Here is a 26193-nt window from a genome sequence, read left to right as displayed (position 1 = left end):
TTGAACCTTACAGGCCGGTGGTCACGTCGATGCGGTGGCCCTCAACGAGGGTCACGACAGCGCGCTTGGTATCCGACTGAGAACCGAACTGGCCGCGGAAGACTTTCGTCTTGCCCTTGCGGACCAGCGTGTTGACGCTCTTCACCTTCACGTCGAACAGCTTCTCAACCGCGTCCTTGATCTGCGGCTTCGTCGCCTTGGCCGAAACCTTGAACACAACCTTGTTGTGCTCAGAAGCGACGGTCGCCTTTTCGGTGATCACCGGTGCAACAATGATGTCGTAGTGACGCGCATCCTGAGTGGTCATTTGAAGCGCGCCTCCAACGCATCGAGAGCGGCCTTGGTCAGAACGAGCTTCTGACGGCGCAGAATGTCATAGACGTTGATGCCCTGGATCGGCAGCACGTCGATGTGCGGAATGTTGCGCGCGGCCATCGCGAAACCGGCGTTGAGCTCGGCACCGTCGATGATGAGCGCGCTGGTGAGACCGAGGCCCGAGAAGTGACCGATCAGCGCCTTGGTCTTGGCATCCTTCATCTCGGCGTTCTCAAGCACGACGAGACCGCCGTCCTTGGCCTTCGAAGACAAAGCATGACGCAGAGCGAGCGCACGGACCTTCTTCGGCAGGTCATGGGCATGGCTGCGCACGACCGGACCGAACGCGCGGCCACCGCCACGGAACTGCGGCACGCGTGCCGAACCGTGACGAGCACCGCCGGTGCCCTTCTGCTTGTACATCTTCTTGCCGGTACGCCAAACTTCCGCACGGCCCTTGGCCTTGTGCGTGCCGGCCTGGCGCTTGGCGAGTTGCCAGTTGACGCAGCGCTGGATGAGGTCCGTGCGCGGCTCGAGACCAAAGATCTCGTCCGAGAGCTGAACCGAACCAGCAGCTTTGCCTTCAAGGGTTGTGACTTGCAATTCCATCACGCACCCTCTTTCTCAGCAGCAGCTTCCGGAGCTGCCTGGTCGTTGGCGCCAGCGAGCTTGAACTTGCCCGGCTTCACTGCTTCCTTCGGCAGCGGCTTCTTGACGGCATCGCGCACGGTGATCCAGCCGCCCTTGGAGCCAGGAACGGCGCCTTCGACGAGCACGAGGCCGCGCTCGACGTCCGTCTGGACAACGCGCAGGTTCAGCGTGGTGATGCGATCGACGCCCATGTGACCGGGCATCTTCTTGTTCTTGAAGGTCTTGCCCGGGTCCTGACGGCCGCCGGTCGAACCGATCGAACGGTGCGAGACCGACACGCCGTGCGTGGCGCGCAGACCGCCGAAGTTCCAGCGCTTCATACCGCCGGCAAAGCCCTTACCGACCGAGGTACCGGTCACGTCGACGAACTGACCGACGACGAAATGGTCTGCCTGGATCTCGGCGCCGACCGGAATCAACGCGTCTTCAGTGACACGGAATTCCGCAAGCTTGCGCTTCGGCTCCACCTTGGCGACCGCGAACTGACCGCGTTCAGCCTTCGGCATGTAAACGCTCTTGCGCGAGCCCGAACCGAGCTGCAGAGCGACATAACCATTCTTCTCGGTCGTGCGATGGCCAACAACCTGGCAATTGCCCAACTTGAGCACGGTCACAGGGATATGTTCACCGGTCTCCGTAAAGACCCGTGTCATCCCGACCTTTTGTGCGATCACTCCGGAGCGCATCGGCGTGCTTCCTGTTCTTTCTGTCCGCCACCGCGGACTTACAAAATTCTTAGAGCTTGATTTCGACGTCGACACCTGCGGCCAAGTCGAGCTTCATCAAAGCATCGACTGTCTGCGGGGTCGGGTCGACGATATCGAGAAGGCGCTTGTGAGTGCGCATCTCGAACTGCTCGCGGCTCTTCTTGTCGACGTGCGGCGAACGGTTGACGGTAAACTTCTCAATGCGGGTCGGCAGCGGAATAGGTCCGCGAACCTGAGCACCGGTACGCTTCGCCGTGTTCACGATCTCGCGGGTCGACGTATCGAGGATTCGATGGTCGAACGCCTTGAGACGAATGCGAATATTCTGGCCGTTCATTGCCGTTGTCTTTCTTGTCCGTCGCGACCGGTCAGCCCGGCCATCCACGTTTACTCAGAGGGGTCGTGAGTGCCCGGCTTGTTACAGCCGGGCACGTCGACGGATCGTTTATTACTCGATGATGCTTGCGACGACGCCTGCACCGACGGTGCGGCCGCCTTCACGGATAGCGAAGCGGAGCTTCTCTTCCATCGCGATCGGCACGATCAGGTGCACTTCCATCGCGATGTTGTCGCCCGGCATCACCATCTCGGTGCCTTCCGGCAGGTGAACTACGCCCGTCACGTCGGTCGTGCGGAAGTAGAACTGCGGACGGTAGTTGGTGAAGAACGGGGTGTGACGACCTCCCTCTTCCTTGGTGAGGATGTACGCCTCAGCCTTGAACTTGGTGTGCGGCTTGACCGAACCCGGCTTGCAGAGAACCTGGCCGCGCTCGACTTCCTCGCGCTTGGTGCCGCGGAGAAGAGCACCGATGTTGTCGCCAGCCTGGCCCTGATCGAGCAGCTTGCGGAACATTTCGACGCCGGTCACCGTGGTCTTCTGGGTGGCCTTCAGACCGACGATTTCGATTTCTTCGCCAACCTTCACGATGCCGCGCTCGACACGACCGGTCACAACGGTACCGCGGCCCGAGATCGAGAACACGTCTTCAACCGGCATCAGGAACGGCTGGTCGATCGGACGCTCCGGCTGCGGAATGTAGGAGTCAACAGCAGCCATCAACTCGAGAACGGCGTCGTGGCCGAGCTTCGGGTTCGAGTTTTCGAGAGCGGCAAGCGCCGAACCCTTGATGATCGGAATGTCGTCGCCCGGGAAGTTGTACTTCGAGAGCAATTCACGGACTTCCATTTCCACGAGCTCCAGGAGCTCCGGATCGTCGACCATGTCGCACTTGTTCATGAACACGACGAGCGCAGGAACGCCGACCTGACGAGCGAGCAGGATGTGCTCACGGGTCTGCGGCATCGGGCCGTCAGCAGCGGACACGACAAGGATCGCACCGTCCATCTGGGCAGCGCCGGTGATCATGTTCTTCACGTAGTCGGCGTGGCCGGGGCAGTCGACGTGCGCATAGTGGCGGTTCGCGGTCTCGTACTCGACGTGTGCGGTCGAGATGGTGATGCCGCGGGCCTTCTCTTCCGGCGCCTTGTCGATCTGATCATAAGCCGTGAACGTAGCACCACCAGCTTCGGCCAGAACCTTCGTGATAGCCGCCGTCAGCGACGTCTTGCCATGGTCGACGTGACCGATGGTGCCGATGTTGCAGTGGGGTTTCTTACGTTCAAATTTCTCTTTAGCCATGACGTTCTCCGTTCAACTTTGACTTACGCCAAAGAAATCAAGCAAACTTCTTCTGGACTTCCGCCGACACGTTCGCTGGAGCTTCAGCGTAGTGATCGAACTGCATCGTGAAGGTCGCGCGACCCTGGCTCATCGAGCGCAGGTTGTTCACGTAACCGAACATGTTCATGAGCGGCACCATCGCATTGATGACGTTGGCGTTGCCGCGCATGTCTTGGCCCTGGATCTGACCGCGACGTGAGTTCAAGTCGCCAATCACAGAACCGGTGTAATCTTCGGGCGTCACCACCTCGACCTTCATGATCGGCTCGAGGAGGACCGACTTGCCCTTCTGCAGCGCTTCGCGGAAAGCAGCGCGCGAAGCGATTTCGAAGGCGAGCGCCGATGAGTCGACGTCGTGATACTTGCCGTCCACCAGCGAAACCTTGACGTCGACCACCGGGAAGCCGGCGACCACGCCCGAGGTCATGACGCTGTTCAGGCCCTTTTCAACGCCCGGGATGTATTCCTTCGGAACAGCACCGCCGACGATCTTGGACTCGAACTGGAAGCCGGCACCCGGCTCCGTCGGCTCGACCACGATCGACACTTCAGCGAACTGGCCCGTACCGCCGGTCTGCTTCTTGTGGGTATACTTGACCTCTGCCGGCTTGGTGATCTTCTCGCGGAACGCAACCTGCGGCGCGCCGATGTTGGCATCGACCTTGTAGGTGCGACGGAGAATGTCGACCTTGATGTCGAGATGGAGTTCGCCCATGCCCTTCAGGATGGTCTGACCGGACTCGTGATCGGTCGACACACGGAAAGACGGATCTTCCGCAGCAAGCTTCGCCAGCGCGACGCCGAGCTTTTCCTGGTCGGCCTTCGACTTCGGCTCGATCGCGATTTCGATCACCGGCTCCGGGAATTCCATCTTTTCAAGGATGACCGGCTTGTCCGGATCGCACAGCGTGTCGCCGGTGCGAGCTTCCTTGAGGCCAGCCAACGCGACGATATCGCCGGCATAGGCTTCCTTGATGTCTTCACGGTTGTTCGCATGCATCAACAGCATGCGGCCGATACGTTCTTTCTTCTCGCGGGTCGAGTTGATGACACCGGTGCCGCTCATCAGCACGCCCGAGTAGATACGGCAGAACGTGATGGTGCCGACGAACGGGTCGTCCATGATCTTGAACGCGAGCAGCGACAGCGGCTCCTTGTCGTCCGCCTTGCGAACGACTTCGTTACCGTCTTCATCGGTGCCCTTGATGGCAGGCACGTCGATCGGCGACGGCAGGTAATCAACCACCGCGTCAAGCAACGGCTGTACGCCCTTGTTCTTGAACGCCGAACCGCAAAGCACAGGATAGAATGCACCGGTCAGCACCGCCTTGCGGAGGAGCTTCTTCAGCGTTGCTTCGTCCGGCTCGACGCCATCCAGGAATGCGGTGAGCGCATCGTCGTCGAGCTCGACGGCGGCCTCGATCATCTTCTCGCGGTATTCCTTGGCCTTGTCGGCCATGTCAGCCGGAATCTCTTCGTCCTCGTACTTCGCACCGAGCGCCTCGTCCTTCCAGACGACCGCCTTCATGCGAACGAGATCGATGAGGCCCTTGAAATTGTTCTCTGCGCCGATCGGCAACTGAATCGCAACCGGCTTCGCACCGAGGCGATCAATGATGTCCTGAAGGCACTTGTAGAAGTCCGCGCCCGTCTTATCCATTTTGTTAGCGAAGACGATACGTGGAACTTTATACTTGTCGCCCTGACGCCAAACGGTCTCGGTCTGCGGCTCGACACCCTGGTTGGAGTCGAGAACGCAAACGGCGCCGTCGAGCACGCGCAGCGAACGCTCGACTTCGATGGTGAAGTCGACGTGGCCGGGGGTGTCGATGATGTTCAGACGCTTGCCGTTCCAGAACGCGGTGGTCGCGGCCGACGTAATGGTGATGCCGCGCTCCTGCTCCTGCTCCATCCAGTCCATCGTCGCAGCACCTTCGTGCACTTCGCCGATTTTGTGGCTCTTGCCGGTGTAATAGAGGATGCGCTCAGTCGTCGTGGTCTTACCAGCGTCGATATGCGCCATGATACCGAAGTTACGGTAGTCCTCAATGGCATGTTGGCGGGGCATGGGTCTGTCCTTAATTCCGGTTCGAGACGCCGTTACCAGCGATAATGCGAGAATGCACGGTTGGCTTCCGCCATCTTGTGCACGTCTTCACGCTTCTTGACCGCGTTCCCCCGGTTGTTTGACGCATCGAGCAACTCCGCGGAGAGCCGCTCAGTCATTGTCTTTTCGTTGCGGCCGCGTGCAGCCGTAATCAGCCAGCGAATGCCGAGCGCCTGACGGCGGGTCGAACGAACTTCGACCGGCACCTGGTACGTCGCACCGCCAACACGGCGAGAACGCACTTCGATGGTCGGCATGACGTTTTCCAAAGCCTGCTCGAACACCGTGATCGGGCTCTGCTTGGTCTTGGCTTCAATCGTGGTAAGCGCGCCGTACACGATATTTTCGGCGGCAGACTTCTTGCCGTCGTACATGATCGAATTCATGAACTTCGTGATGACGATGCTCCCGAACTTCGGATCCGGGTTCACTTCACGCTTTTCAGCAGAATGGCGACGAGACATCGATAAATCCCCGATTACTTCGGACGCTTCGCGCCGTACTTCGAACGACGCTGCTTGCGGTTCTTGACGCCCTGCGTATCGAGAACGCCGCGGAGGATGTGGTAGCGAACGCCCGGCAAGTCCTTGACGCGGCCGCCGCGGATCATGACCACCGAGTGCTCCTGAAGATTGTGGCCTTCACCCGGAATGTAGCCGATGACCTCGAAGCCGTTGGTCAAGCGCACCTTTGCAACCTTACGAAGCGCCGAGTTCGGCTTCTTCGGAGTGGTCGTATAGACGCGAGTGCAAACACCACGCTTCTGCGGCGACTGCTGCAGAGCAGGAACCTTCTTGCGCGACTTTTGCGCTTCGCGTGGATTTGCGATCAGCTGGTTGATCGTCGGCATCGTTCGCCTTCACCCTTGTTCGCGCGAAACCTCATCGGCTTCGCAAATTCGTTAGGAGCAACCGCCCCACTCGCTTCACGTCGGCCCATCGACCTCATCCCGCGCGTTCATCCACGCAAAACGAAATCGCGCCACCCATTCATCACTGAATGGAAAGCGCTTGGACGCCACAGAGGACCACGGCTCGTCAGGCTTTCACCTGAGACAGACCGGGGTCATGCATCCGAGACTGACCCCTTGAGCAGTCGCTCTTGAGACCAATAATGTCCTGGCATTGCCTGGCTAGTGCCGACAGCGTCTGAGCGACATTCGTCGAGGTTGGTGCCGTTTCATCCTGGCGAGGCCAATTTGGCGAGGCAAAGGCTGAAATGGTGGTCCGTTCCGACGTGAAGAAGCTCACCGCCTGTCGTGAAGTGGCCGGTTTGTATAAGCCATGCCGATCTAAGTCAAGAACAAACGACATCGCAAAAACGCAAGCGGCAGAGCCACTTCTCGCACTCTGAGTGTGACAGTGGCAACGCTTTTTGCGCTGCACGGTCGAATCGTCCACTCGCGGCTTCGAAGCGATTCCTGAGCCGCCCACAACGCCGAAACCGATGCCTCTCAGTTGCGCCAAGCCATGCACGGGAAACATCCCACCAGGACACGCCGCTCTCCCCATATGGGATATTTTGTTTTAAAATCAATATCTTAGAAGATCGACCGCACCCTAATTCTAGTGGAGGCGTCTAGCGGAGTGCGTCTCTTCGCCCCATTGCGCGGACAATCCGGCTGGAGCAGCGCCCAGAGCGCGATGACCAAGGGGACCGTGTGCCGAATCCCGAACGAGGCCAGGACGGCCAGACGCGATGGCCAGATGCCCGCAAGACGTGGAGCAGCACGAGGTAAAGGAGAACCGAGAGCGCCCCCGAGATGGCCGCGAGAATCGCGGCGCTTTTGGCTCCCAGTGCCCGGCCCAGAATCAGCTCCCTGCCCGACCACACGCCGACAAGCCCTGGCGCCAGCGCGAAGGCAAAGCACGCCGACAGCATGTAAGGCCGCAGCGCATCATCAAGCAGGCCGCGCCTCAGCATGGCGAGATTGGTCGTCCATTGGCCGACCAACGTGTCCGATACCAGGAACACGATCGAGGGCGCGATGACGAGGCTGGCCAAACAGTGGATCAGAATCGCGAATGGGATGTACCAGAATCTCACGCAACCTCGCCTTTCAGAACAGCAGAAAGGCCGACATCCGTCGCCCGCCCTTACGGCTTGGTCGCGAGCTGACGGGAAACGTTCAAAGCGAGGCGCACACGCTTGATCTTATGAGAGTCCAAAGCGCGAGCTTATTGCGACGGGGCAAGCCGGCGCTTCGCCGGCAACAGTGACATGGCGCGCAGCCGGTCACGCAGCGTCCGCAGCTTCTCGTAGCCGAACTGCCGCGCGGCCTCCATCGAGAACACCAGCGAGCGCCGCGAGCCGACATCGACAACCATGTCGACCATCGTCTTTCGGCCGGTCCACAGCTGCGCCATGAAGCTGGTTTCCGCCGAGCAGGAATCGATCACCTGCACATTGCTGGAGCTGAAAAGCTGTTCGGGCAGCTTGTCGACCAGCAGAGACCCTGGCGAGTATTTCGCGAATTCGGAATCGAATGCGATCTTCCACGTGTAAGCCGTGGTCCCGCAATACATCACCACCTGCGCTGCAATCGGCCGGTCGTCGAGACGCAACAGCGCCACCGACGCGTTTCCGTCGTCCGCGAGATCGCCGATCAGTTTGCGCGTGAACTGTGCGTCGTGATCGTCGCAGAGGATGGCGGTCCCCTCCGCGCCTTTCCAGCTTCGCCGCTCCAGATCGAGAAACTGCTCGAACGCGGCGCGCGCAGCATCGCCGGACCGTTCATTGACGACCTCGAGTTTGCCGAGCGCGGACAGCCTGTTCCAGTCCTGACGCAGCTTCTTGCGCGTCGAACCCGAACCCTTCACGCCGCGCTCACGGGATACGAACGGGCGGGCGCTTTCGGTGAGCATCACATGCGCGTGATGTTCATCGGCGATGGTCTTTTGAATGGCCGCGTACGCCTGCGACTCCGCATCCATTTCCCGAAGACTGACCACATTGGGCAGCGCCCGATTGTTGCGGATCGCGGCGAAGAACGCCGGGATCACCTCGCCGGCAAACGCAGGATCGATCACCGGGGTCGAGAGGAATGCGTAGTTGTACGGGCGTGCTTCAAGCAAAGCCGGCCACATGAACATGACGCTGCGCTGTTGCAGGGCCCATAGGCCAACGAGCCGCGCAGGCTCGACGCCCTCTTCCCACGCCAGCAGCACGTGAACCACTGCGAACATGGTGTCGAGGGCCGCCTTCAGCGCCACAGGATTCATGAAGACGTTGCCGGGCGCACGCGCAATGAGATCATCCCACTGCGCCTTAAAATCCTTATCCGGCGATGCGATCGTAACCGAAATCATAAAAAGGACCCGCGACGCCTTGAAACAACTATCGCCGTCGGATTGCGGTACCGTGAAGGCAATGCGACGCGCTAATACGCGCTACGTAAGCATTAATGCTGCGGCAGCCTAACGCAGGCAAGAAGCAAACAATTAAAGCGTTAATAAACGCGTTTTCTCAGCATTAACCTCGCCGGCGATTCACCCTGTTTCATTCAAGCTTTAGTCGAAGTTGCAGTCGCAATGGTACGCTATCGGGAAAGAGGCGTTTCATGCGACAGGCGGATATTGCAATCGTTGGCGGCGGACTGGCCGGGTCGACGGCAGCGGCCATGCTTGGCCGCGCAGGCATTTCCGCGATCCTGATCGATCCGCACAACGTTTATCCGCCCGACTTCCGCTGCGAAAAACTCGACAGCCATCAGGTCGGCATTTTACGCAAGACCGGTCTCGCTGAACCCGTGCTGCGTGCAGCAACGCTCGACAACAACGTCTGGGTTGCCCGGCTTGGCCGCCTGCTCGACAAGCGCCGCCCCAGCGACCAGAACGGAATTTTCTACGACACGCTCGTCAACACCGTGCGCAACGAGATTCCTGCCGGCATCGAATTCATCGAAGCCAAGGTGACGGGGATCAAGACCAGCACGGAGCGGCAGACACTGACGCTGTCCAACGGCGAAGAGATCATCACGCGGCTGGTCGTGCTCGCCAACGGATTGAACATCGGCCTGCGTCATTCGCTTGGGATCGAGCGCGAAATCACCAGCCCGTGCCATTCGATCACCGTCGGCTTCAATCTTACGCCGGTTGGCCGCGACAAGTTCGAATTCCCGGCTCTGACCTATTTTACGGAAAACTCCGCCGCGCAGATGTCATACCTGACGCTGTTTCCGATTGGCTCTGTGATGCGCGCGAACCTGATGGTCTATCGGACCATGGAAGATCCGTGGCTGCGCCGCATGCGCCGGACACCGGAAGACGCCCTGCACGAGATCATGCCGCATCTGCGCGCGCTGACCGGTGATTTCAAAGTCGAGGGCGACATCAAGATCCGCCCGGCGGATCTCTATGTCACCAAGGGACATCTGCAGGCCGGCATCGTGCTGGTCGGTGATGCCTTTGCGACCTCCTGCCCTGCAGCCGGCACCGGTACGGGCAAGGTGTTCACGGACGTGGAACGGCTCTGCAACGTCTACATTCCCGCATGGCTCAAGACGCCGGGTATGGGCCTGCTGAAAATCTCACAATTCTACGACGATCCGGAAAAGCGGGCCTGCGACGAGGAATCCACGCGGGAGGCCTACAATCTGCGCTCCATGTCGATCGATACCGGATTGTCGTGGCACGTCCGCCGCTGGATACGCTTCGCCGTGCGCCTTGGCATGGGCCTGCTGCGCAGCCTGCGCGAGACGACGGCGGTCAGACGGACTGCCCAGCCGTAACAGTAACGAGGATTCAATCCTCGTCGTCGTCATCATCCTCATCGTCATCGTCTTCATCATCGTCGTCACCGACAGGTTCGTGCGACTTATGAAGCTGATCGTCCCACAGCTTGCGATAGGTGCCATTGGCCGCGAGCAGTTCGGCATGTGAGCCGCGCTCGATGGCCTTGCCGCCGCTGATCACGATGATTTCGTCCATCTCGACCACCGAGGTCAGCCGATGGGTGGAGAACAGCATGGTTCGGCCTTCCGCAACCTTGAACAGTGTGCGGTTGATAGCTGCTTCCGTGGTCTGATCGAGTGCGGACGTCGCCTCGTCCAGCAGCAGGATCGACGGATTGCGCACGATGGCGCGCGCAATGGCGATGCGCTGGCGTTGTCCGCCCGACAGGGTATCGCCGCGCTCGCCGACCACCGTGTTGTACTTCTGCGGCAGCGTCATGATGTAGTTGTGGATCTCGGCCTTCTTGGCGGCTTCCACCACCTCGGCATCGGTCGCGCCTTCCTTGCCGAGCCGAATATTTTCGCGGATCGACATGTTGAACAGCATGTTCTCCTGGAACACGACGGCCATGCCCTTGCGCAGGGAGTCGCGCGTCACCTTGCGGATGTCGACGCCATCGATCGTGACCCTGCCCTCGTTCGGCGGATAGAGACGCAGGATCAGGTTGAGCAGCGTGCTCTTGCCCGAACCGCTGGGCCCGACGATTGCAATCTTCTTCCCCACCGCAAGCTTGAGCGAGAGCCCATCGATCACCGCGGTGTCGCTGCCATCGTACTTGAAGACGACACGGTCGAAGGTGATGTCGTTGGTGATGCGCGGCAGGTCCGGCGCGCCCGGACGATCGGCGCCTCGGGTCGGCTCATCCAATAGCTCTTCCATGTGCTGCACTGAGGCCGACGCCTGGATGGCCACCGGAATGAAGTGCATGAGATGCGCGATGTTGTAGGAAATTTCCCAGAACGCGCTCTCAAAGGTGACGAACGTCCCGACCGTGATCTTGCCGATGGTTGCGAGATACGCACCGATCGCCAGCACGACGAGATGCAGCAGCAGCACGGACACCGTGACCGTGCGCTCCACCATGGTCGAGAGAAACGTCGCCTCCGCCATGGAGTGGCGTGCCCCCCGGTTGCGGAAGGCGAACCAGCCGAACGCCTTGCGCTGCAGGCCGAAAGCTTTCACGACCATCTGAGCGGCGACGTTTTCCTGCACCACGCCGAGAATGGCCGCCTCGTTGACCTTCTGCTCGTAATTGGCCTTGACGGCTTTCGGCGTCAAAATGCGCGGACCGATCAATGTGATCGGGAACACCAGCAACGCCACCACCGCAAGCTGCCAGTTGAGCCAGATCATCAGCCCGATGCCGGCGATCAGCTCGAGGAACGGCAACGCGGCGCTGTTCGCGAAATGCTTCACCGAGGATTCGTAGCCCGCCATGTCCACTGAAAAGCGCGACAGGATTTCGCCGCGTTTGGTGCGTCCAAAATAGGAAGCCGGCAAGTTCTGCACGTGATCGAACAATCGCGTGCGCACGTCCGCGATCATCGAGGCGGTCAGCCGCGCGTCCCAGCGCTCGTACCAGACGGCGACAATGGATGTGATGATGCCTGCGGCCGCGAGCACCGACAGGATCACGTAGAGCGCATGAAAATCTTCCTCACCGAGCGCGTCGTCGATCAGGTATTTCAAGCTCAACGGCATGATGACGTTGAACAGCGTCTCGATGAAAAGACCGATCGCCACGAAGGCGCACCACATCCGGTAGTGCTGCAGATGTGGCTTGGTGAAGCGCCAGACGGTCGCGAACGCGCCCGCGGCTTCCTTCGCGGTATAGGCGACGAGTTCCTCGTCGTCGTCATCGTCGTCGAGATCGTCGATGGCCGGCGGCTCAGGCAGCTCTTCCTCCACAGCCGCCAGGCGCGCCTCCTCCTCATCGAGCGGCTTGCCCTTCACAGGCTTGTCATTCTTTTTGGAGAAAGGATTGGTCGGCATGAAGTAACCGTCGCGCTGGATCTGACGTTCGTATCAGAATTGATTGCGATGGCTGGATATGCCGCCGCCCCCGAACGCGGCCAGCACAAGCGAATCCACCACTCGCTCACCGCGCAGCCACTATAGCGACGCCCGCCGCATTCGCCAAACCGTCAGCGATGTGGCGCGCGATCAGTCGTCGTCTTCGTCGTCGTTGACCTTGTCAAAGAACGAATAACGCAGGCTGTCGGCGTCCGCGTACCAGTCGCCCGGCCCCTTCTTGGCCGCCAGCGTCGCTTCCCAGACGGCGTCGGTGGTGTCGCGACGGTGCATCGAGAGATCGAAGCCGTTGCCGAAGAACAGTTCGGACCATTCCCACCAGGTCCCGAGCTTCTTCACCCCGCGCAGCAGATCGTAGCGGTCGATCACCGCCGGCACCATGTCGCTGGTCACCGAGCCGAACACGACCCCGCTCTTCACTACGCGATTGAGTTCACGCACCCCGCGCAACACCTGCTTGGGGGTAACATGGCACAAGCTCGTCTCGAACACGAAATCGAATTCGCCGTTCTTGAAGGGCAGCTTCGTCACCGATCCGAGCTTGTTGTATTTCTTGAGCGCCTTCGGCGTCTTGCCATGGATATAGCGGTTGTTTTCCACGCCCCAGGCATCGATGCCGCGTTCGCGTAGCGCACCGACGAGTTCGCCGCTCGCGGAACCTGCGACCAGCAACTTGTAGCCCTTCGCGCGACCCCAGACGATCTTGATCAGGTTCATCAGATAGTCGGGATCGGTGAACTGGCTCCAGACCTCGTCATACGGACCGACGTTGCGGTAATTCTCGAAATACGCGCGGTCGATCTTGTCCGACGGCACATTGCCGGTATCGCCGCGCTCATAGCGCAGCTTCATCATCTGCGTGACGATGATGTCGGTCGCGGCGTCCGACGAATCCAGCAGTCCGTTCAACGTGGAGTCGAACAGATAGTCGCCGACCACCACGAAGCCCGGATGCTCATACGGCTCGGGGTGATGGTTGGTCATCACGTCACGCGCCGGCAGTCCGCCGGGGATTGCGTTGACCGACGACAGCCAGCGGTGGATCTTGCCTTCCAGGAAGTGCTCGCGGGCATTGCCGAAAGACGCCGGCAGCGACTTCAGCGCCGCGTCGATCAGTTCCTTGTCGCTCAGATTGGCGAATGCGAGCGCATCCGAGCCAGGGATCAACCAGTTCAACACGCCATGCCGTCCGACATCGTGGCGCGCGCCTTCGACATAGACGCAGCAACCGCCGAACGCCTCGGACATCCACCATGCGCCCGGAACCTTGTCGCCCCAGAACGGCTCGTCGAACAGGATCGAGACCCGGAGGTAATGCGCGGGGCGATCGAAGTACGCGACGTGCTTGACCATCGAGTGGCGCAGCAATTCACCGTCCCAGCGCATCGTGGCCAGCCACGAGTGCGGCAGGCACATCACCACCAGATCGTGTTCCTTGGTGATCGGTCCCTTGCCATTCATCATGTTGATGGCGTAGCGACCGGAGTCGGCCTTGCCGACCTTGAGCACGCGGTGGTTCAACTGGATGTCGGCGTCGATCTCGCTGCGCAGGCCGTGGATAAGCTGCTCATTGCCGTTCTGGATCGAATAGAGGCCGATGTAGCCGTCCACATCCATCACAAAGTTCTTCAGCGCGTTGAGGCCGTTGGTATTGTGCGGTTCGGTCGCAATGTCGGAGCGCGCCATCACCTTGAGAAAACGCTTGGCGACCGGATCCTTGACCTCTTGGTCGAGCAGTTCCTCAGCGCTCATAAAGGCCCAAGGGTGTTCGTTGTCGTGCGCGCCGATGCCTTCGTAGTATTCGATCGGCGACACCATCTTGGCGCATTGCTTGCGGAAGTCCTCGATCGCCTTCGCGGTCTGCGGGCCGTACTTGCGGCGCATCCCGGGCACGTCATCGAGCAGCTCGCCGTCAAGCTGCACCTGCTCGGCATCCATCGGAATGGTCTGCAGCCCGAAATGCTGGATCAACTCACGCAGAGGATCCGGGCCGGTCATCGAGTAATCGTAGATCTCGGCCACACCCGCTTCATACATCGCAGGCGCGGTGTCGAACGTCTTGGTCAGGATCTTCCCGCCCAAGCGATCCGACGCTTCATAAATGGTTATGCGGCAGAGGGTCCCAAGTTTCTTCTTGAGATACCACGCACTCATGAGGCCGCCAGGGCCGCCGCCAACAATCGCAAGATCGAGCATGATGTCCTTCGCCCGCCGGTCCCCCGTTCGGGTGAAGACACGGTCTAACTCAAATTAAACAAAAGCTTTTTCCATCTGAAGGAAAGATGAACAAAGCGGGATTTGACAGTGAAAAATGTCAAAAATAGCGAGAAAGACGGCATTTACCCGCCTTTTGCGCCGATTAGGAGCCCGTTGGCGGTTCGGACACGGGAAGCGCCTTTCCGGCCAGCAGGCTGATCAATTCCTGCTGCCGCGACAGACCGGTTTTCGACAGCACCGCCTTGAGCTGGGTGCGTACGGTCTCGCTCGACACGCCAAGCGACGCTGCAATCGCGTCGATCGATTGCGCCTCGCCGATACCTCGTGCGACCCGCGCCTCGGCCGGCGTCAGGTCGAACAACCCCTGCAGCACCTGCGCCTTGGGCACGATCGCCCGATCCACCGGCGTCACCACCAGCAGCGAGGTGGCGCGCGTGAAGACATCGTGCGCCGCGCCGCACACGGGCAGCAGATGGAGAATCAGCGGCGAATGCCTCTCGGTTGCTGCAACGGGAATTGAGCTCACTGCGGTTCGCCCGGCCGTCAGCAGGCCCTCGCGAAGAGCGGCTGCGAGCAACGCATCCGCCGCGGTATCAGCGAGAACCAGCCGGTCGCGCCGATCCTGAAACAGCGTCGGCATCAATTGTTCGAACAGATGGTTGGCGGCCAGAAGCCTGCCCCCGCGAAACAGCACCGCGCCCGGCAATCCGATCGATTGCAGCGCATTGGCGGTGGCGACCGCGCGTTCAAGTCCGAGACGCGATGATAGCAAGGCCGCGCGCACGAGATGCGGGCGCAGGTCGTCAAATTGCTTCACCGTCGCGGCGGGGACCGGTCCTTTGTGATAGGCCCGCTCGAATGAAAAGATGATTGAGTCGCCGGACGGCGTTTCGACCATCGTGCCTGTCCCCCATCCGAGGCCATGCTTTCGGTAGAAGTCGCGGTAGACCGGGTCGTTATCCAGCTCCTCGTCCGTGAAGAGATCGTACTCGCTCACGAAACCTGGATAATTCGCGGCAGCCAACCGGACGGGACGTGTGTTCTTCTCCGCCCAGCCGTCGCGCACGAACTCCTCGAAGAGGGATCTGAGATTGGGCGACGTGATGCCGATGATGTGGTTGACGTTGGCGGTCAACAAAACCCCGCCGGCGCCATCAGCGGCGACCGACATTTCGTCGAGAACGGCCGGCCACTTTTCCGGCACCACCGCCGCTTCGTAGATGCGATCCGCCAGCGTTTCATCGAACAGGTTCGTCACGCGCACCACCCTGGAGCATCGTCGCTGTCCTCAAGAGCCAGAATAGCCAGGGTTGCAAAAAACGACAGTAACGTTTGCAAGTTGATCGTCATTGAATCAGACGGACGGACAAACCCGCCGTAAAAAAACAGGCCAGCTTGCGCTGACCTGCCGGAGGTCTCTCCCGCTATGCGAAGCCACGAACACCAAAATAATCGCCGCGAGACGATCGTGTTCAATGGCGGTCCAATATCAGATGAGTTTCAATAGCCTGCCCCAATGCGTCCACAATATCGGCTCGGTCAAAGAATAGGTGCAGCATATAAACGCTGTCAAAAAGTCACATCCCCCAAATGGGTGATCCTGCAGTGCAATATGACCTCTGCGGCAACTTGTCCTACCGCTATTTCGAGGCAAGCCGCGAGATCAGGGCGGCCAGTTCACTCTGACGCGAGACGCCGGCTTTCGAGAACACGCGCTTCAAAACTGACCGGGCGGTCTCCTCGGCGATCCCGAGTCTTTCCGCAGCTTCCTTGGGCGAAATCCCTGAACCGATCAGAGACGCGATCCGCGCCTCGCCAAGCGTGACACCCAGGACATCGCGGATCAGCGCCGGATCGGCGACGCCCGTCGCCACCGGATCGCTGACCAGAACGATGGCCCGCGCGCTGGCAAGAAACTCGTTAGATGGCTGCTTGGACGGCGGCAACGGCAGGACGTGAAGCACAAGTGGCCGCTTTGGCGGCTGGCGATGAACGAGAACCGGCGTCGTGTCCCACGACAGCGTATTGGGCGCCCCATCCAGCGCCCGGCGGATCGCCGCAACAGCGTCCGAACTCGTCGACGGATTCGCGAGCACCAGACGATCCTGCACAATGTTAAGTCCATCGCCCAGCAGCACCTCAGATGCCGCGTTGGAAAAGACGATACGTCCGAGCGAGTCCAGCGCGAAGACACCAATGCCGATGCGGGCCAGCGCGGCAGCGAGGCCCGTTTGAACGGACTGCGCGTCCATCAGGCGGATGCTGAGCCGCAACGATCGCTCGACATGCGGCGCCAGCCGCTCAAGGATTTTCAGCTCATCTTCGGAATACTCCGCCCTGCCGAGCGCCCGTTGGACGCTTAAAGCAACCTCGATGCGCGGATCAGGCGACACAATCGCCGCCGCAAAATACTTCAGCCCATGCCGCCGCAGCAGATCACTGTAAAACGGGTCCGTCTCTATCTCATCGGCAGTGAGAATGTCGCGGTCGGTGATGACATCGCGCTTGAGAAAATAGCCCCGCTCACGTGAGCGAAGTGCGCGGATGTCGCGCGTGCTCCAGTGCAGCGCGTACTCGGCGTTCACCGGTTCAAGCGATGGCGATTCAATGACGCCGAAGCTGCCATCGTCCCTTCCGTAAATGAGGATCGCACCGACATCGTCAAAGCAATCCGCAATCGCCTGCAACGTCACGGGCCAATGGGTTGGCTCGGCGGCCGCGATGTAGATCGATTCAATCGCTGCGATAACCGTGTCGTGGTGTTCCAAGTGATCCCCAACTGCGTGCAAAAAAACAGACCGAGGCTGTGAACTAACATGGTCTCCCGTCGCCGTGACCTCGGGCAATTACGGGGAACCGCGCAGGAAATGTCCCCGACGGTTTCACCATCCCACAAAAAAGGCCGCCCCGAAGGACGGCCTTTTCAGCATGAGTGATGCGCGCCTTGCGCGGCGGAACTATTCCGCGGGCGGCAGTGCCAACGGCTCCGGCTCCGGAGCGTTCGGCACAATCGCGGCCTGCTTCTCGCGCTCGTCGAGGATCAGGCGGTCGCGCTTGCTTGCGACTTCGCGGATCTTCGCCATCGATGCACCGGTGCCCGCCGGGATCAGACGGCCAACGATGACGTTCTCCTTGAGGCCTTCGAGCGGGTCCACCTTGCCGTTGACGGCAGCTTCGGTGAGCACGCGCGTGGTCTCCTGGAACGACGCTGCCGAGAAGAACGACCGCGTCTGCAAGCTGGCCTTGGTGATGCCGAGCAGCACAGGCGTTCCGGTCGCAGGCTTCTTGCCTTCGTCCTTCGCCTTCAGGTTGAGCGCATCGAACTCGATCTTATCGACCTGCTCACCCGAGATCATGTCGGTCTCGCCCTGGTCGGAGACCTCCACCTTCTGCAGCATCTGACGGACAATCACTTCGATGTGCTTGTCGTTAATGAGCACGCCCTGCAACCGGTAGACTTCCTGGATTTCGTTGACCAGGTAGGCAGCGAGTTCCTCGATGCCCTTGATCGCCAGAATGTCGTGCGGCGCCGGATTGCCTTCGACGATGAAATCGCCCTTTTCGACGATGTCGCCGTCCTGCAGATGGATGTGCTTGCCCTTTGGAATGAGGTACTCGCGGGTCTCCTCAGTCTTGTCGAGCGGCTCGATCGAGATGCGGCGCTTGTTCTTGTAGTCACGGCCGAAGCGGATCGTGCCGGCGATTTCCGCGATGATCGCGGCATCCTTCGGCTTGCGGGCCTCGAACAACTCGGCAACGCGCGGCAGACCGCCGGTGATGTCGCGGGTCTTGGCGCTCTCGGTCGAGATACGCGCAAGAATGTCGCCCGGCTTCACCGTTGCACCGACGTCGACCGACAGAATGGCGTCGACCGACAGCATGTAACGGGCGTCGCCGCCACGTGCCAGCTTCAGCACCTTGCCGTCCTTGCCCTTGATCACGATAGCCGGACGCAGGTCCGCACCGCGGCCCGTCGTACGCCAGTCGATAACCACGCGCTTGGCGATACCGGTCGATTCGTCGAGCGTTTCCGAGATCGACTGGCCTTCGACCAGATCCTCGAAACCGATCGTGCCTTCGACTTCCGTCAGGATGGGGCGTGTATACGGATCCCACTCCGTGATGCGCTGGCCGCGCTTGATCATATCGCCATCGTCGACCCGCATGCGCGCGCCGTACTGAATGCGGTGCGTTGCACGCTCGGTGCCGTCCGGATCCACAACCGCGACGACCATGTTGCGAACCATCGCAACAGTGGCGCCTTCGCTGTTGGTGGCGATCGCACGGTTCTTGATGACGATCTTACCGTCGAAGTTCGAGTCGACGAACGACTGCTCGTTAATCTGAGCGGCGCCGCCGATATGGAACGTACGCATCGTGAGCTGCGTGCCGGGTTCACCGATCGACTGCGCGGCGATAACGCCGACAGCTTCACCGTGGTTGACCGGCGTACCGCGAGCAAGATCGCGGCCGTAGCACTGAGCGCAGATGCCGTTGACCAGTTCGCAGGTCAGAGCCGAACGGATCTTCACTTCCTGGATACCGGCCTGATGGATGGCGTCGACATGCGTCTCCTCCATCAGCGTGCCGCGCTTGACGACAACCTTGTTGGTTGTCGGGTCACGCAGATCCTCGCCCGCGGTGCGGCCGAGAATACGCGAGCCGAGCGAGGCAACGACCGTACCGGCGTCGATGATCGCACGCATCTTGATGCCGAGGTTGGTACCGCAGTCATCCGCATTGATGATGCAGTCCTGCGCCACGTCCACCAGACGACGCGTGAGGTAACCGGAGTTCGCAGTCTTCAACGCCGTATCCGCGAGGCCCTTACGGGCACCGTGGGTGGAGTTGAAGTACTCCATCACCGTCAGGCCTTCCTTGAAGTTCGACACGATCGGCGTTTCGATGATCGAACCGTCCGGCTTCGCCATCAGGCCGCGCATACCGGCAAGCTGACGCATCTGCGCCGGCGAACCACGCGCACCGGAGTGAGACATCATGTAGATCGAGTTGATCTGCGAGTCGGCACCCTGGTCGTTCTTCTTGACGGAGGAAATTTCCTTCATCATCTCTTCGGCGATCTTCTCGCTGGCCTTGGACCAGGCATCGACCACCTTGTTGTACTTCTCGCCCTGAGTGATCAGGCCGTCGTTGTACTGCTGCTCGAACTCCTTCGCCATCGAACGGGTGTCGTCGACGATCTTCCACTTGCTGTGCGGCACGACCATGTCGTCCTTGCCGAACGAAATGCCCGCCTTGAAGGCGTTGTGGAAGCCGAGCGCCATGATGCGGTCGCAGAAGATCACCGTCTCCTTCTGACCGCAATGACGGTACACCTGATCGATCACGCCCGAGATTTCGCGCTTGGTCATCAGCTTGTTGACGGCGTCGAACGGCACCTTCTCGTGCTTCGGCAACACCTGGCCGAGCATCACGCGGCCGGCCGTGGTGTCGTACAAACGAGTGACGGTCTTGCCGTCCTCGTCGAGACCGGTCCAGCTATACTTGATCTTGGTGTGCAGGTGGATGACCTTCGAGTACAGCGCGTGCTCGATCTCCGCCATCTCGCGGTAGACCTTGCCCTCGCCGTTCAGGCCGTTGCGCATGATCGACAGGTAATACAGACCAAGCACGATGTCCTGCGACGGCACGATGATCGGCTGACCGTTCGCGGGATGCAGGATGTTGTTGGTCGACATCATCAGGACGCGCGCTTCCAACTGCGCTTCGAGCGACAGCGGAACGTGCACGGCCATCTGGTCGCCGTCGAAGTCAGCGTTGAACGCCGAGCAGACCAGCGGGTGAAGCTGGATCGCCTTGCCTTCGATCAGCACGGGCTCGAACGCCTGAATGCCGAGGCGATGCAGCGTCGGCGCGCGGTTCAGCAGCACCGGATGCTCGCGAATGACTTCGTCGAGAATATCCCAAACCTCGGGACGCTCCTTCTCGACCAGCTTCTTCGCCTGCTTCACAGTGGTGGACAGACCCTTGGCGTCAAGCCGCGAGTAGATGAACGGCTTGAACAGCTCGAGCGCCATCTTCTTCGGCAGACCGCACTGATGCAGACGCAGCTCCGGCCCGACCACGATGACCGAACGGCCCGAGTAGTCGACGCGCTTGCCGAGCAGGTTCTGACGGAAGCGGCCCTGCTTGCCCTTCAGCATGTCGGCGAGCGACTTCAGCGGACGCTTGTTGGCGCCGGTGATGACGCGGCCGCGGCGGCCGTTGTCGAACAGCGCGTCCACAGCTTCCTGCAGCATGCGCTTTTCGTTGCGGATGATGATGTCCGGCGCGCGCAGCTCCATCAGCCGCTTCAAGCGGTTGTTGCGGTTGATGACGCGGCGGTACAGGTCGTTGAGGTCGGAGGTCGCGAAGCGGCCGCCGTCGAGCGGCACCAGCGGACGCAGGTCCGGCGGAATCACCGGCACCACGGTCATGATCATCCACTCCGGCTTGTTACCGGAAAAGCGGAATGCCTCGACGATCTTCAGGCGCTTGGCGAGCTTCTTGTGCTTGATGTCGGAATCGGTCTCCGCCATCTCGGCACGAAGCTGGCCTTCGAGCTTCTCAAGCTCGAGACCCTTCAACAGCTCGCGGATAGCTTCCGCGCCGATCATGGCGGTGAAGCTGTCCTGGCCGTATTCGTCCTGCGCACGGAGATACTCTTCTTCCGACAGCAGCTGACGGTCCTTGAGCGCGGTCAGACCCGGCTCGAGAACGACGTAGTATTCGAAATACAGAATGCGCTCGAGATCCTTCAGCGTCATGTCGAGCAGAAGGCCGATGCGCGAGGGCAGCGACTTCAGGAACCAGATGTGCGCAACCGGCGCCGCCAGTTCGATGTGGCCCATGCGCTCGCGTCGGACGCGTGACAACGTCACTTCGACCGAGCACTTTTCGCAGATGATGCCCTTGTACTTCATGCGCTTGTACTTGCCGCAAAGACACTCGTAGTCCTTGATCGGTCCAAAGATGCGCGCGCAGAACAGACCGTCACGCTCGGGCTTGAACGTGCGGTAATTGATGGTTTCCGGCTTTTTGATTTCGCCGTACGACCACGACAGAATCTTCTCAGGGCTCGCGATCGAGATGCGGATCTGGTCGAAGACCTGAGCCGGAGTCGTCGGATTGAAGAGATTCATAATTTCTTGGTTCATCGTCTTCTCCTCGCGTGCCGATCGTCATCGGCAGCAAATTCGAAATTCGCCTGTCGTCCCACCTCGCGTGACGTTCCCGCAGGGTGGAATGCCCGGCTGAAAAGCCGGGCATGGAATCTTGATTACTCAGCAGCCTCGGACGTCGGCGCCGGACCCAGCTTGGAATTGTGCAGGTCGACGTTGAGGCCGAGCGAACGCATTTCCTTGACCAAAACGTTGAAGGATTCCGGAATACCCGCTTCGAACGTGTCGTCGCCGCGCACGATGGCCTCGTACACCTTGGTACGGCCGGCCACGTCGTCCGACTTCACGGTCAGCATTTCCTGGAGCGTGTAAGCCGCGCCGTAAGCTTCGAGCGCCCACACTTCCATTTCGCCGAAACGCTGTCCGCCGAACTGCGCCTTGCCGCCCAACGGCTGCTGGGTGACGAGCGAGTACGGGCCGATCGAACGTGCGTGGATCTTGTCGTCCACGAGATGGTGCAGCTTCAGCATGTAGATGTAGCCCACCGTCACGTTGCGGTCGAACTGGTCGCCCGTGCGTCCGTCATAGACGGTCGACTGACCCGACTTGTTCTGGCCGGCCAACTCGAGCATCTGCTCGATATCGGCTTCCTTCGCACCGTCGAACACCGGCGTCGCGATCGGCACACCGGCGCGCAGGTTGCGGCCGAGCTCCACCAGCTCCTGATCGTTGAGCGTCTTGATGGTCTCGTCCTCGCCGTAGACCTTCTTCAAGGTCTCCTTGAGCGGCTTGATGTCGGCCTTGCCCTCGGTCCTGCCATGGTAATAGGCATCGACCGCCTGCCCGATCCGCTTGCCGAGGCCTGCGCAGGCCCAGCCGAGATGCGTCTCGAGAATCTGCCCGACGTTCATGCGCGATGGCACGCCGAGCGGATTCAGCACGATGTCAGCATGCGTACCGTCCTCAAGGAACGGCATGTCTTCGATCGGAACGATCTTCGACACCACGCCCTTGTTGCCGTGACGGCCGGCCATCTTGTCGCCGGGCTGAATCTTGCGCTTCACCGCGACGAAGACCTTGACCATCTTCATCACGCCGGGCGGGAGTTCGTCACCGCGCTGGAGCTTTTCGACCTTGTCGAGGAAGCGCTGTTCAAGCCCCTTCTTCGACTCGTCGTACTGCTTCCGCATCGCTTCGATTTCGGACATCAACTTGTCGTTCGGCGAAGCGAACTGCCACCACTGCGACCGTGGATATTCATCCAGCACCGCACGGGTGATCTTGGTGTCCTTCTTGAAGCCCTTCGGACCGGCAATACCCTGACGGCCTTCGAGCAACTCGGCCAGACGGCCGAAGACGTTGCGGTCGAGGATCGCCTGTTCGTCGTCGCGGTCCTTGGCAAGACGCTCGATTTCCTCGCGCTCGATCGCCAGCGCACGCTCGTCCTTGTCGACGCCGTGACGGTTGAACACACGCACTTCCACGATCGTGCCCTGCACGCCCGGAGGCACGCGCAGCGACGTATCGCGAACGTCGGAGGCCTTTTCACCGAAGATGGCGCGCAGAAGCTTTTCTTCCGGCGTCATCGGGCTTTCGCCCTTCGGGGTGATCTTGCCGCAAAGGATGTCGCCGGCGCGGACTTCCGCACCGATGTACACGATGCCGGCTTCGTCGAGGTTCTTCAGCGCTTCTTCCGACACGTTCGGAATGTCGCGCGTGATTTCCTCCGGACCCAGCTTGGTATCGCGGGCCATGACTTCGAATTCCTCGATGTGGATCGAGGTGAAGACGTCTTCCTTCACGATCCGCTCGGAGAGCAGGATCGAGTCTTCGAAGTTGTAGCCGTTCCACGGCATGAACGCGACGAGCACGTTACGGCCGAGCGCGAGCTCGCCGAGATCGGTCGACGGACCGTCAGCGATGATGTCGCCCTTCTTGACGTGATCGCCCACCTTCACCAGCGGACGCTGGTTGATGCAGGTCGACTGGTTCGAGCGCTGGTACTTCATGAGGCGGTAGATATCGACGCCCGACTTGGTCGGATCGAGATCTTCCGTCGCACGGATAACGACGCGGGTTGCGTCGATCTGGTCGATGACGCCGGTGCGGCGTGCGGCGATCGCAGCGCCCGAGTCACGGGCCACGACGCCTTCCATGCCGGTGCCGACGAACGGCGCTTCGGCGCGCACCAGAGGCACGGCCTGACGCTGCATGTTCGAGCCCATCAGCGCGCGGTTGGCGTCGTCGTTCTCGAGGAACGGGATCAGCGCCGCGGCGACCGACACAAGCTGCTTCGGCGACACGTCCATGTAGTCGACGCGATCCGGCGTGACCTGCAGAACTTCGCCGGCGTGACGGCAGATCACGAGGTCGTCGGTGAAGCGGCCACGGTTGTCGAGCGGCACGTTCGCCTGCGCGACGTAGTGCCGTCCCTCTTCCATCGCCGACAGATAGACCACGTCATCGGTGACGCGGCCGTCCTTGACCTTGCGGTAAGGCGTCTCGACGAAGCCGTACTTGTTCACGCGCGCGAAGGTCGCGAGCGAGTTGATCAGACCGATGTTCGGGCCTTCCGGCGTCTCGATCGGGCAGATACGGCCATAATGCGTCGGATGCACGTCGCGGACTTCGAAGCCGGCGCGCTCGCGGGTCAGACCGCCAGGTCCAAGTGCCGAAAGGCGGCGCTTGTGGGTGATTTCCGACAGCGGATTGGTCTGGTCCATGAACTGCGAGAGCTGCGACGAGCCGAAGAACTCGCGCACCGCGGCAGCAGCAGGCTTCGCGTTGATCAGGTCCTGCGGCATGACGGTGTCGATATCGACGCTCGACATGCGCTCCTTGATCGCGCGCTCCATGCGCAGCAGACCGACGCGGTACTGGTTCTCCATCAACTCACCGACCGAACGCACACGGCGGTTGCCGAGGTGGTCGATGTCGTCGATTTCGCCCTTGCCGTCGCGCAGATCGACCAGCGTCTTGATCACCGAAAGGATGTCTTCCTTGCGGAGCGTACGCATGGTGTCCGGCGCATCGAGTTCGAGACGCATGTTCATCTTCACGCGGCCGACGGCCGAGAGGTCGTAACGCTCTGCGTCGAAGAACAGCGACTGGAACATGTTCTGCGCGGAATCGAGCGTCGGCGGCTCACCCGGACGCATCACGCGATAGATGTCGAACAGCGCGTCTTCACGCGTCATGTTCTTGTCGGCGTTGAGCGTGTTGCGGATGTACGGGCCGACATTGACGTGGTCGATGTCGAGCAGCGGAAGTTCCTTGTAGCCTTCCTCGTTCAGCGCCTTGAGCAGCTTCTCGGTGATTTCCTCACCGGCTTCGGCGTGGATTTCACCGGTCTTCGGATTGACGAGGTCCTCGGCCAGGTACATGCCGACGAGTTCATCGTCGACCATACGCAGCGCCTTGAGGCCCTTTTCCTGGAGTTGGCGAGCGGCACGAACGGTGAGCTTCTTGCCGGCTTCGAGCACAACCTTGCCGCTGTCGGCATCGATCAGGTCGTTGATCGTGCTGTAGCCGCGGAAACGGTTCGCGTCGAACGGCACGCGCCAACCTTCCTTGGTGCGCTTGTACTGGATCTTCTTGTAGAACGTGGACAGGATCTCTTCGCCGTCGAGGCCGAGGGCGAACATCAGCGACGTCACTGGAATCTTGCGGCGGCGGTCGATACGCGCGAACACGATGTCCTTGGCGTCGAACTCGATGTCGAGCCACGAACCACGGTATGGAATCACGCGCGCAGCAAACAGCAGCTTGCCCGACGAATGGGTCTTGCCCTTGTCGTGATCGAAGAACACGCCGGGCGAACGGTGCATCTGGGAAACGATGACGCGCTCGGTGCCGTTGACCACGAAGGTGCCGTTCATCGTCATGAGCGGAATGTCGCCCATGTAGACGTCCTGCTCCTTGATGTCCTTCACCGACTTGGCGCCGGTTTCCTCGTCGATATCGAACACGATGAGACGCAGCGTCACCTTCAGCGGCGCAGCAAAGGTCATGCCGCGCTGGCGGCACTCGTCGACGTCATACTTCGGCTGCTCGAATTCGTAGCGGACGAACTCGAGCTGCGAGGTGCCGGAGAAATCGTTGATCGGGAACACCGAACGGAAAACTGCCTGCAAGCCTTCGTCCAGTCGTCCGCCCTGGGGTTCCTGAACCATCAGGAACTGGTCGTAGGACGCCTTCTGAACCTCGATGAGGTTCGGCATCTCGGCGACTTCCTTGATGTGTCCGAAGAACTTGCGAACGCGTTTGCGACCGGTGAACGTCTGCTGCGCCATCGTGGCCTCTCATTTCGCCGCCTCTGGGTGGCGGCATCTTCCGGAGTGCGATGGGCACCGCCCCCCGGGTTGAATTGTCAAATCGTCCAAACTTCAGGCGCCTGCGGTTCCCGGCGGAATAATGTTCCGATCCGAATTCCAAGACGCAAAATGACGCGCGGGGCGCTGTAGCGCCCTGCCCGTCAAAACAAACTGTACGGACTGCAAAAGCCCGAAATTGCTCGTCTCCCAACGTCGCGCCTTGATCTCGGTCCCGGTATCAAAGGGCGATTCGTCCTTTCGTGCCTCCGCCTATATGGGCGGTTTTCGTAACAATTCGAGGGGGTCAATCATCGAAC

17 protein-coding genes are annotated in these 26193 nt (G+C 60.6%); 1 reads left to right on the top strand and 16 read right to left on the bottom strand.

Annotated features, from left to right (window positions below; translation table 11 throughout):
- Positions 1-7: 7 nt before the first annotated feature.
- The 10 genes from ACP0KA_RS22130 to ACP0KA_RS22085 form a co-directional block, all read right to left on the bottom strand.
- Positions 8-307 (bottom strand): 50S ribosomal protein L23, encoded by a 300-nt coding sequence (locus ACP0KA_RS22130; protein ID WP_424630864.1) that lies wholly within the window; start codon positions 305-307, stop codon positions 8-10.
- Positions 304-924: a 50S ribosomal protein L4 gene (gene rplD, locus ACP0KA_RS22125; RefSeq protein ID WP_424630863.1), complete on the bottom strand. Its 621-nt coding sequence runs from the start codon at positions 922-924 to the stop codon at positions 304-306. The genes ACP0KA_RS22130 and rplD overlap by 4 nt, the downstream gene beginning before the upstream one ends.
- Positions 924-1652 (bottom strand): 50S ribosomal protein L3, encoded by a 729-nt coding sequence (gene rplC / locus ACP0KA_RS22120; RefSeq protein WP_424630862.1) that lies wholly within the window; start codon positions 1650-1652, stop codon positions 924-926. The genes rplD and rplC overlap by 1 nt, the downstream gene beginning before the upstream one ends.
- A gap of 49 nt (positions 1653-1701) precedes the next feature.
- Entirely contained in the window at positions 1702-2010 is a 309-nt protein-coding gene (gene rpsJ / locus ACP0KA_RS22115) for a 30S ribosomal protein S10 (protein ID WP_002712302.1), read from the bottom strand.
- A gap of 111 nt (positions 2011-2121) precedes the next feature.
- Positions 2122-3312, bottom strand: a complete 1191-nt coding sequence (gene tuf, locus ACP0KA_RS22110) for an elongation factor Tu (protein ID WP_424630861.1) — start codon at positions 3310-3312, stop codon at positions 2122-2124.
- Positions 3313-3349: 37 nt separating this feature from the next.
- Positions 3350-5422: an elongation factor G gene (gene fusA / locus ACP0KA_RS22105; protein WP_424630860.1), complete on the bottom strand. Its 2073-nt coding sequence runs from the start codon at positions 5420-5422 to the stop codon at positions 3350-3352.
- Positions 5423-5454: 32 nt separating this feature from the next.
- On the bottom strand, positions 5455-5925 hold the full coding sequence (gene rpsG, locus ACP0KA_RS22100; protein ID WP_424630859.1) for a 30S ribosomal protein S7: 471 nt from the start codon (positions 5923-5925) through the stop codon (positions 5455-5457).
- 14 nt (positions 5926-5939) lie between these two features.
- Positions 5940-6311, bottom strand: a complete 372-nt coding sequence (gene rpsL / locus ACP0KA_RS22095) for a 30S ribosomal protein S12 (RefSeq protein WP_002712306.1) — start codon at positions 6309-6311, stop codon at positions 5940-5942.
- A 728-nt stretch (positions 6312-7039) separates the two neighbouring features.
- Positions 7040-7507: a hypothetical protein gene (locus ACP0KA_RS22090; protein WP_424630858.1), complete on the bottom strand. Its 468-nt coding sequence runs from the start codon at positions 7505-7507 to the stop codon at positions 7040-7042.
- 131 nt (positions 7508-7638) lie between these two features.
- Positions 7639-8769, bottom strand: coding sequence for a GNAT family N-acetyltransferase (locus ACP0KA_RS22085; protein ID WP_424630857.1), 1131 nt, complete (start codon positions 8767-8769; stop codon positions 7639-7641).
- A 251-nt stretch (positions 8770-9020) separates the two neighbouring features.
- On the opposite strand from ACP0KA_RS22085, the gene ACP0KA_RS22080 reads away from it, so the two are divergent.
- Positions 9021-10190 (top strand): FAD-dependent oxidoreductase, encoded by a 1170-nt coding sequence (locus tag ACP0KA_RS22080; protein ID WP_424630856.1) that lies wholly within the window; start codon positions 9021-9023, stop codon positions 10188-10190.
- 13 nt (positions 10191-10203) lie between these two features.
- Here ACP0KA_RS22080 and ACP0KA_RS22075 read toward each other — a convergent pair whose 3' ends face one another.
- The 6 genes from ACP0KA_RS22075 to rpoB all read right to left on the bottom strand — a co-directional run bounded on the left by ACP0KA_RS22075 (position 10204) and on the right by rpoB (position 25855).
- Entirely contained in the window at positions 10204-12186 is a 1983-nt protein-coding gene (locus ACP0KA_RS22075; RefSeq protein WP_424630855.1) for an ABC transporter ATP-binding protein, read from the bottom strand.
- 171 nt (positions 12187-12357) lie between these two features.
- Positions 12358-14421 (bottom strand): FAD-dependent oxidoreductase, encoded by a 2064-nt coding sequence (locus ACP0KA_RS22070; protein ID WP_424630854.1) that lies wholly within the window; start codon positions 14419-14421, stop codon positions 12358-12360.
- A gap of 163 nt (positions 14422-14584) precedes the next feature.
- On the bottom strand, positions 14585-15700 hold the full coding sequence (locus ACP0KA_RS22065; protein WP_424630853.1) for a helix-turn-helix transcriptional regulator: 1116 nt from the start codon (positions 15698-15700) through the stop codon (positions 14585-14587).
- A 382-nt stretch (positions 15701-16082) separates the two neighbouring features.
- On the bottom strand, positions 16083-17210 hold the full coding sequence (locus tag ACP0KA_RS22060; protein ID WP_424630852.1) for a helix-turn-helix transcriptional regulator: 1128 nt from the start codon (positions 17208-17210) through the stop codon (positions 16083-16085).
- Positions 17211-17399: 189 nt separating this feature from the next.
- Positions 17400-21599, bottom strand: coding sequence for a DNA-directed RNA polymerase subunit beta' (gene rpoC, locus ACP0KA_RS22055; protein WP_424630851.1), 4200 nt, complete (start codon positions 21597-21599; stop codon positions 17400-17402).
- Between the two features lie 122 nt (positions 21600-21721).
- Positions 21722-25855: a DNA-directed RNA polymerase subunit beta gene (gene rpoB, locus ACP0KA_RS22050; protein WP_424630850.1), complete on the bottom strand. Its 4134-nt coding sequence runs from the start codon at positions 25853-25855 to the stop codon at positions 21722-21724.
- Positions 25856-26193 lie beyond the last annotated feature (338 nt).

Source organism: Bradyrhizobium sp. SYSU BS000235 (assembly GCF_049747295.1).
Taxonomy (GTDB): domain Bacteria; phylum Pseudomonadota; class Alphaproteobacteria; order Rhizobiales; family Xanthobacteraceae; genus Afipia.
This window is presented reverse-complemented; position numbering and strand designations above follow the sequence as displayed.

Bases quoted from the DNA above. Each gene is read 5' to 3' on its own strand.
- ACP0KA_RS22075 (WP_424630855.1), bottom strand. From the start codon at position 12,186: ATGCCGACCAATCCTTTCTCCAAAAAGAATGACAAGCCTGTGAAGGGC.
- ACP0KA_RS22070 (WP_424630854.1), bottom strand. From the start codon at position 14,421: ATGCTCGATCTTGCGATTGTTGGCGGCGGCCCTGGCGGCCTCATGAGT.
- rpoC (WP_424630851.1), bottom strand. From the start codon at position 21,599: ATGAACCAAGAAATTATGAATCTCTTCAATCCGACGACTCCGGCTCAG.
- tuf (WP_424630861.1), bottom strand. From the start codon at position 3,312: ATGGCTAAAGAGAAATTTGAACGTAAGAAACCCCACTGCAACATCGGC.
- ACP0KA_RS22080 (WP_424630856.1), top strand. From the start codon at position 9,021: ATGCGACAGGCGGATATTGCAATCGTTGGCGGCGGACTGGCCGGGTCG.
- rpoB (WP_424630850.1), bottom strand. From the start codon at position 25,855: ATGGCGCAGCAGACGTTCACCGGTCGCAAACGCGTTCGCAAGTTCTTC.
- ACP0KA_RS22085 (WP_424630857.1), bottom strand. From the start codon at position 8,769: ATGATTTCGGTTACGATCGCATCGCCGGATAAGGATTTTAAGGCGCAG.
- rpsG (WP_424630859.1), bottom strand. From the start codon at position 5,925: ATGTCTCGTCGCCATTCTGCTGAAAAGCGTGAAGTGAACCCGGATCCG.
- rpsJ (WP_002712302.1), bottom strand. From the start codon at position 2,010: ATGAACGGCCAGAATATTCGCATTCGTCTCAAGGCGTTCGACCATCGA.
- fusA (WP_424630860.1), bottom strand. From the start codon at position 5,422: ATGCCCCGCCAACATGCCATTGAGGACTACCGTAACTTCGGTATCATG.
- rplC (WP_424630862.1), bottom strand. From the start codon at position 1,652: ATGCGCTCCGGAGTGATCGCACAAAAGGTCGGGATGACACGGGTCTTT.
- ACP0KA_RS22130 (WP_424630864.1), bottom strand. From the start codon at position 307: ATGACCACTCAGGATGCGCGTCACTACGACATCATTGTTGCACCGGTG.
- rpsL (WP_002712306.1), bottom strand. From the start codon at position 6,311: ATGCCGACGATCAACCAGCTGATCGCAAATCCACGCGAAGCGCAAAAG.
- rplD (WP_424630863.1), bottom strand. From the start codon at position 924: ATGGAATTGCAAGTCACAACCCTTGAAGGCAAAGCTGCTGGTTCGGTT.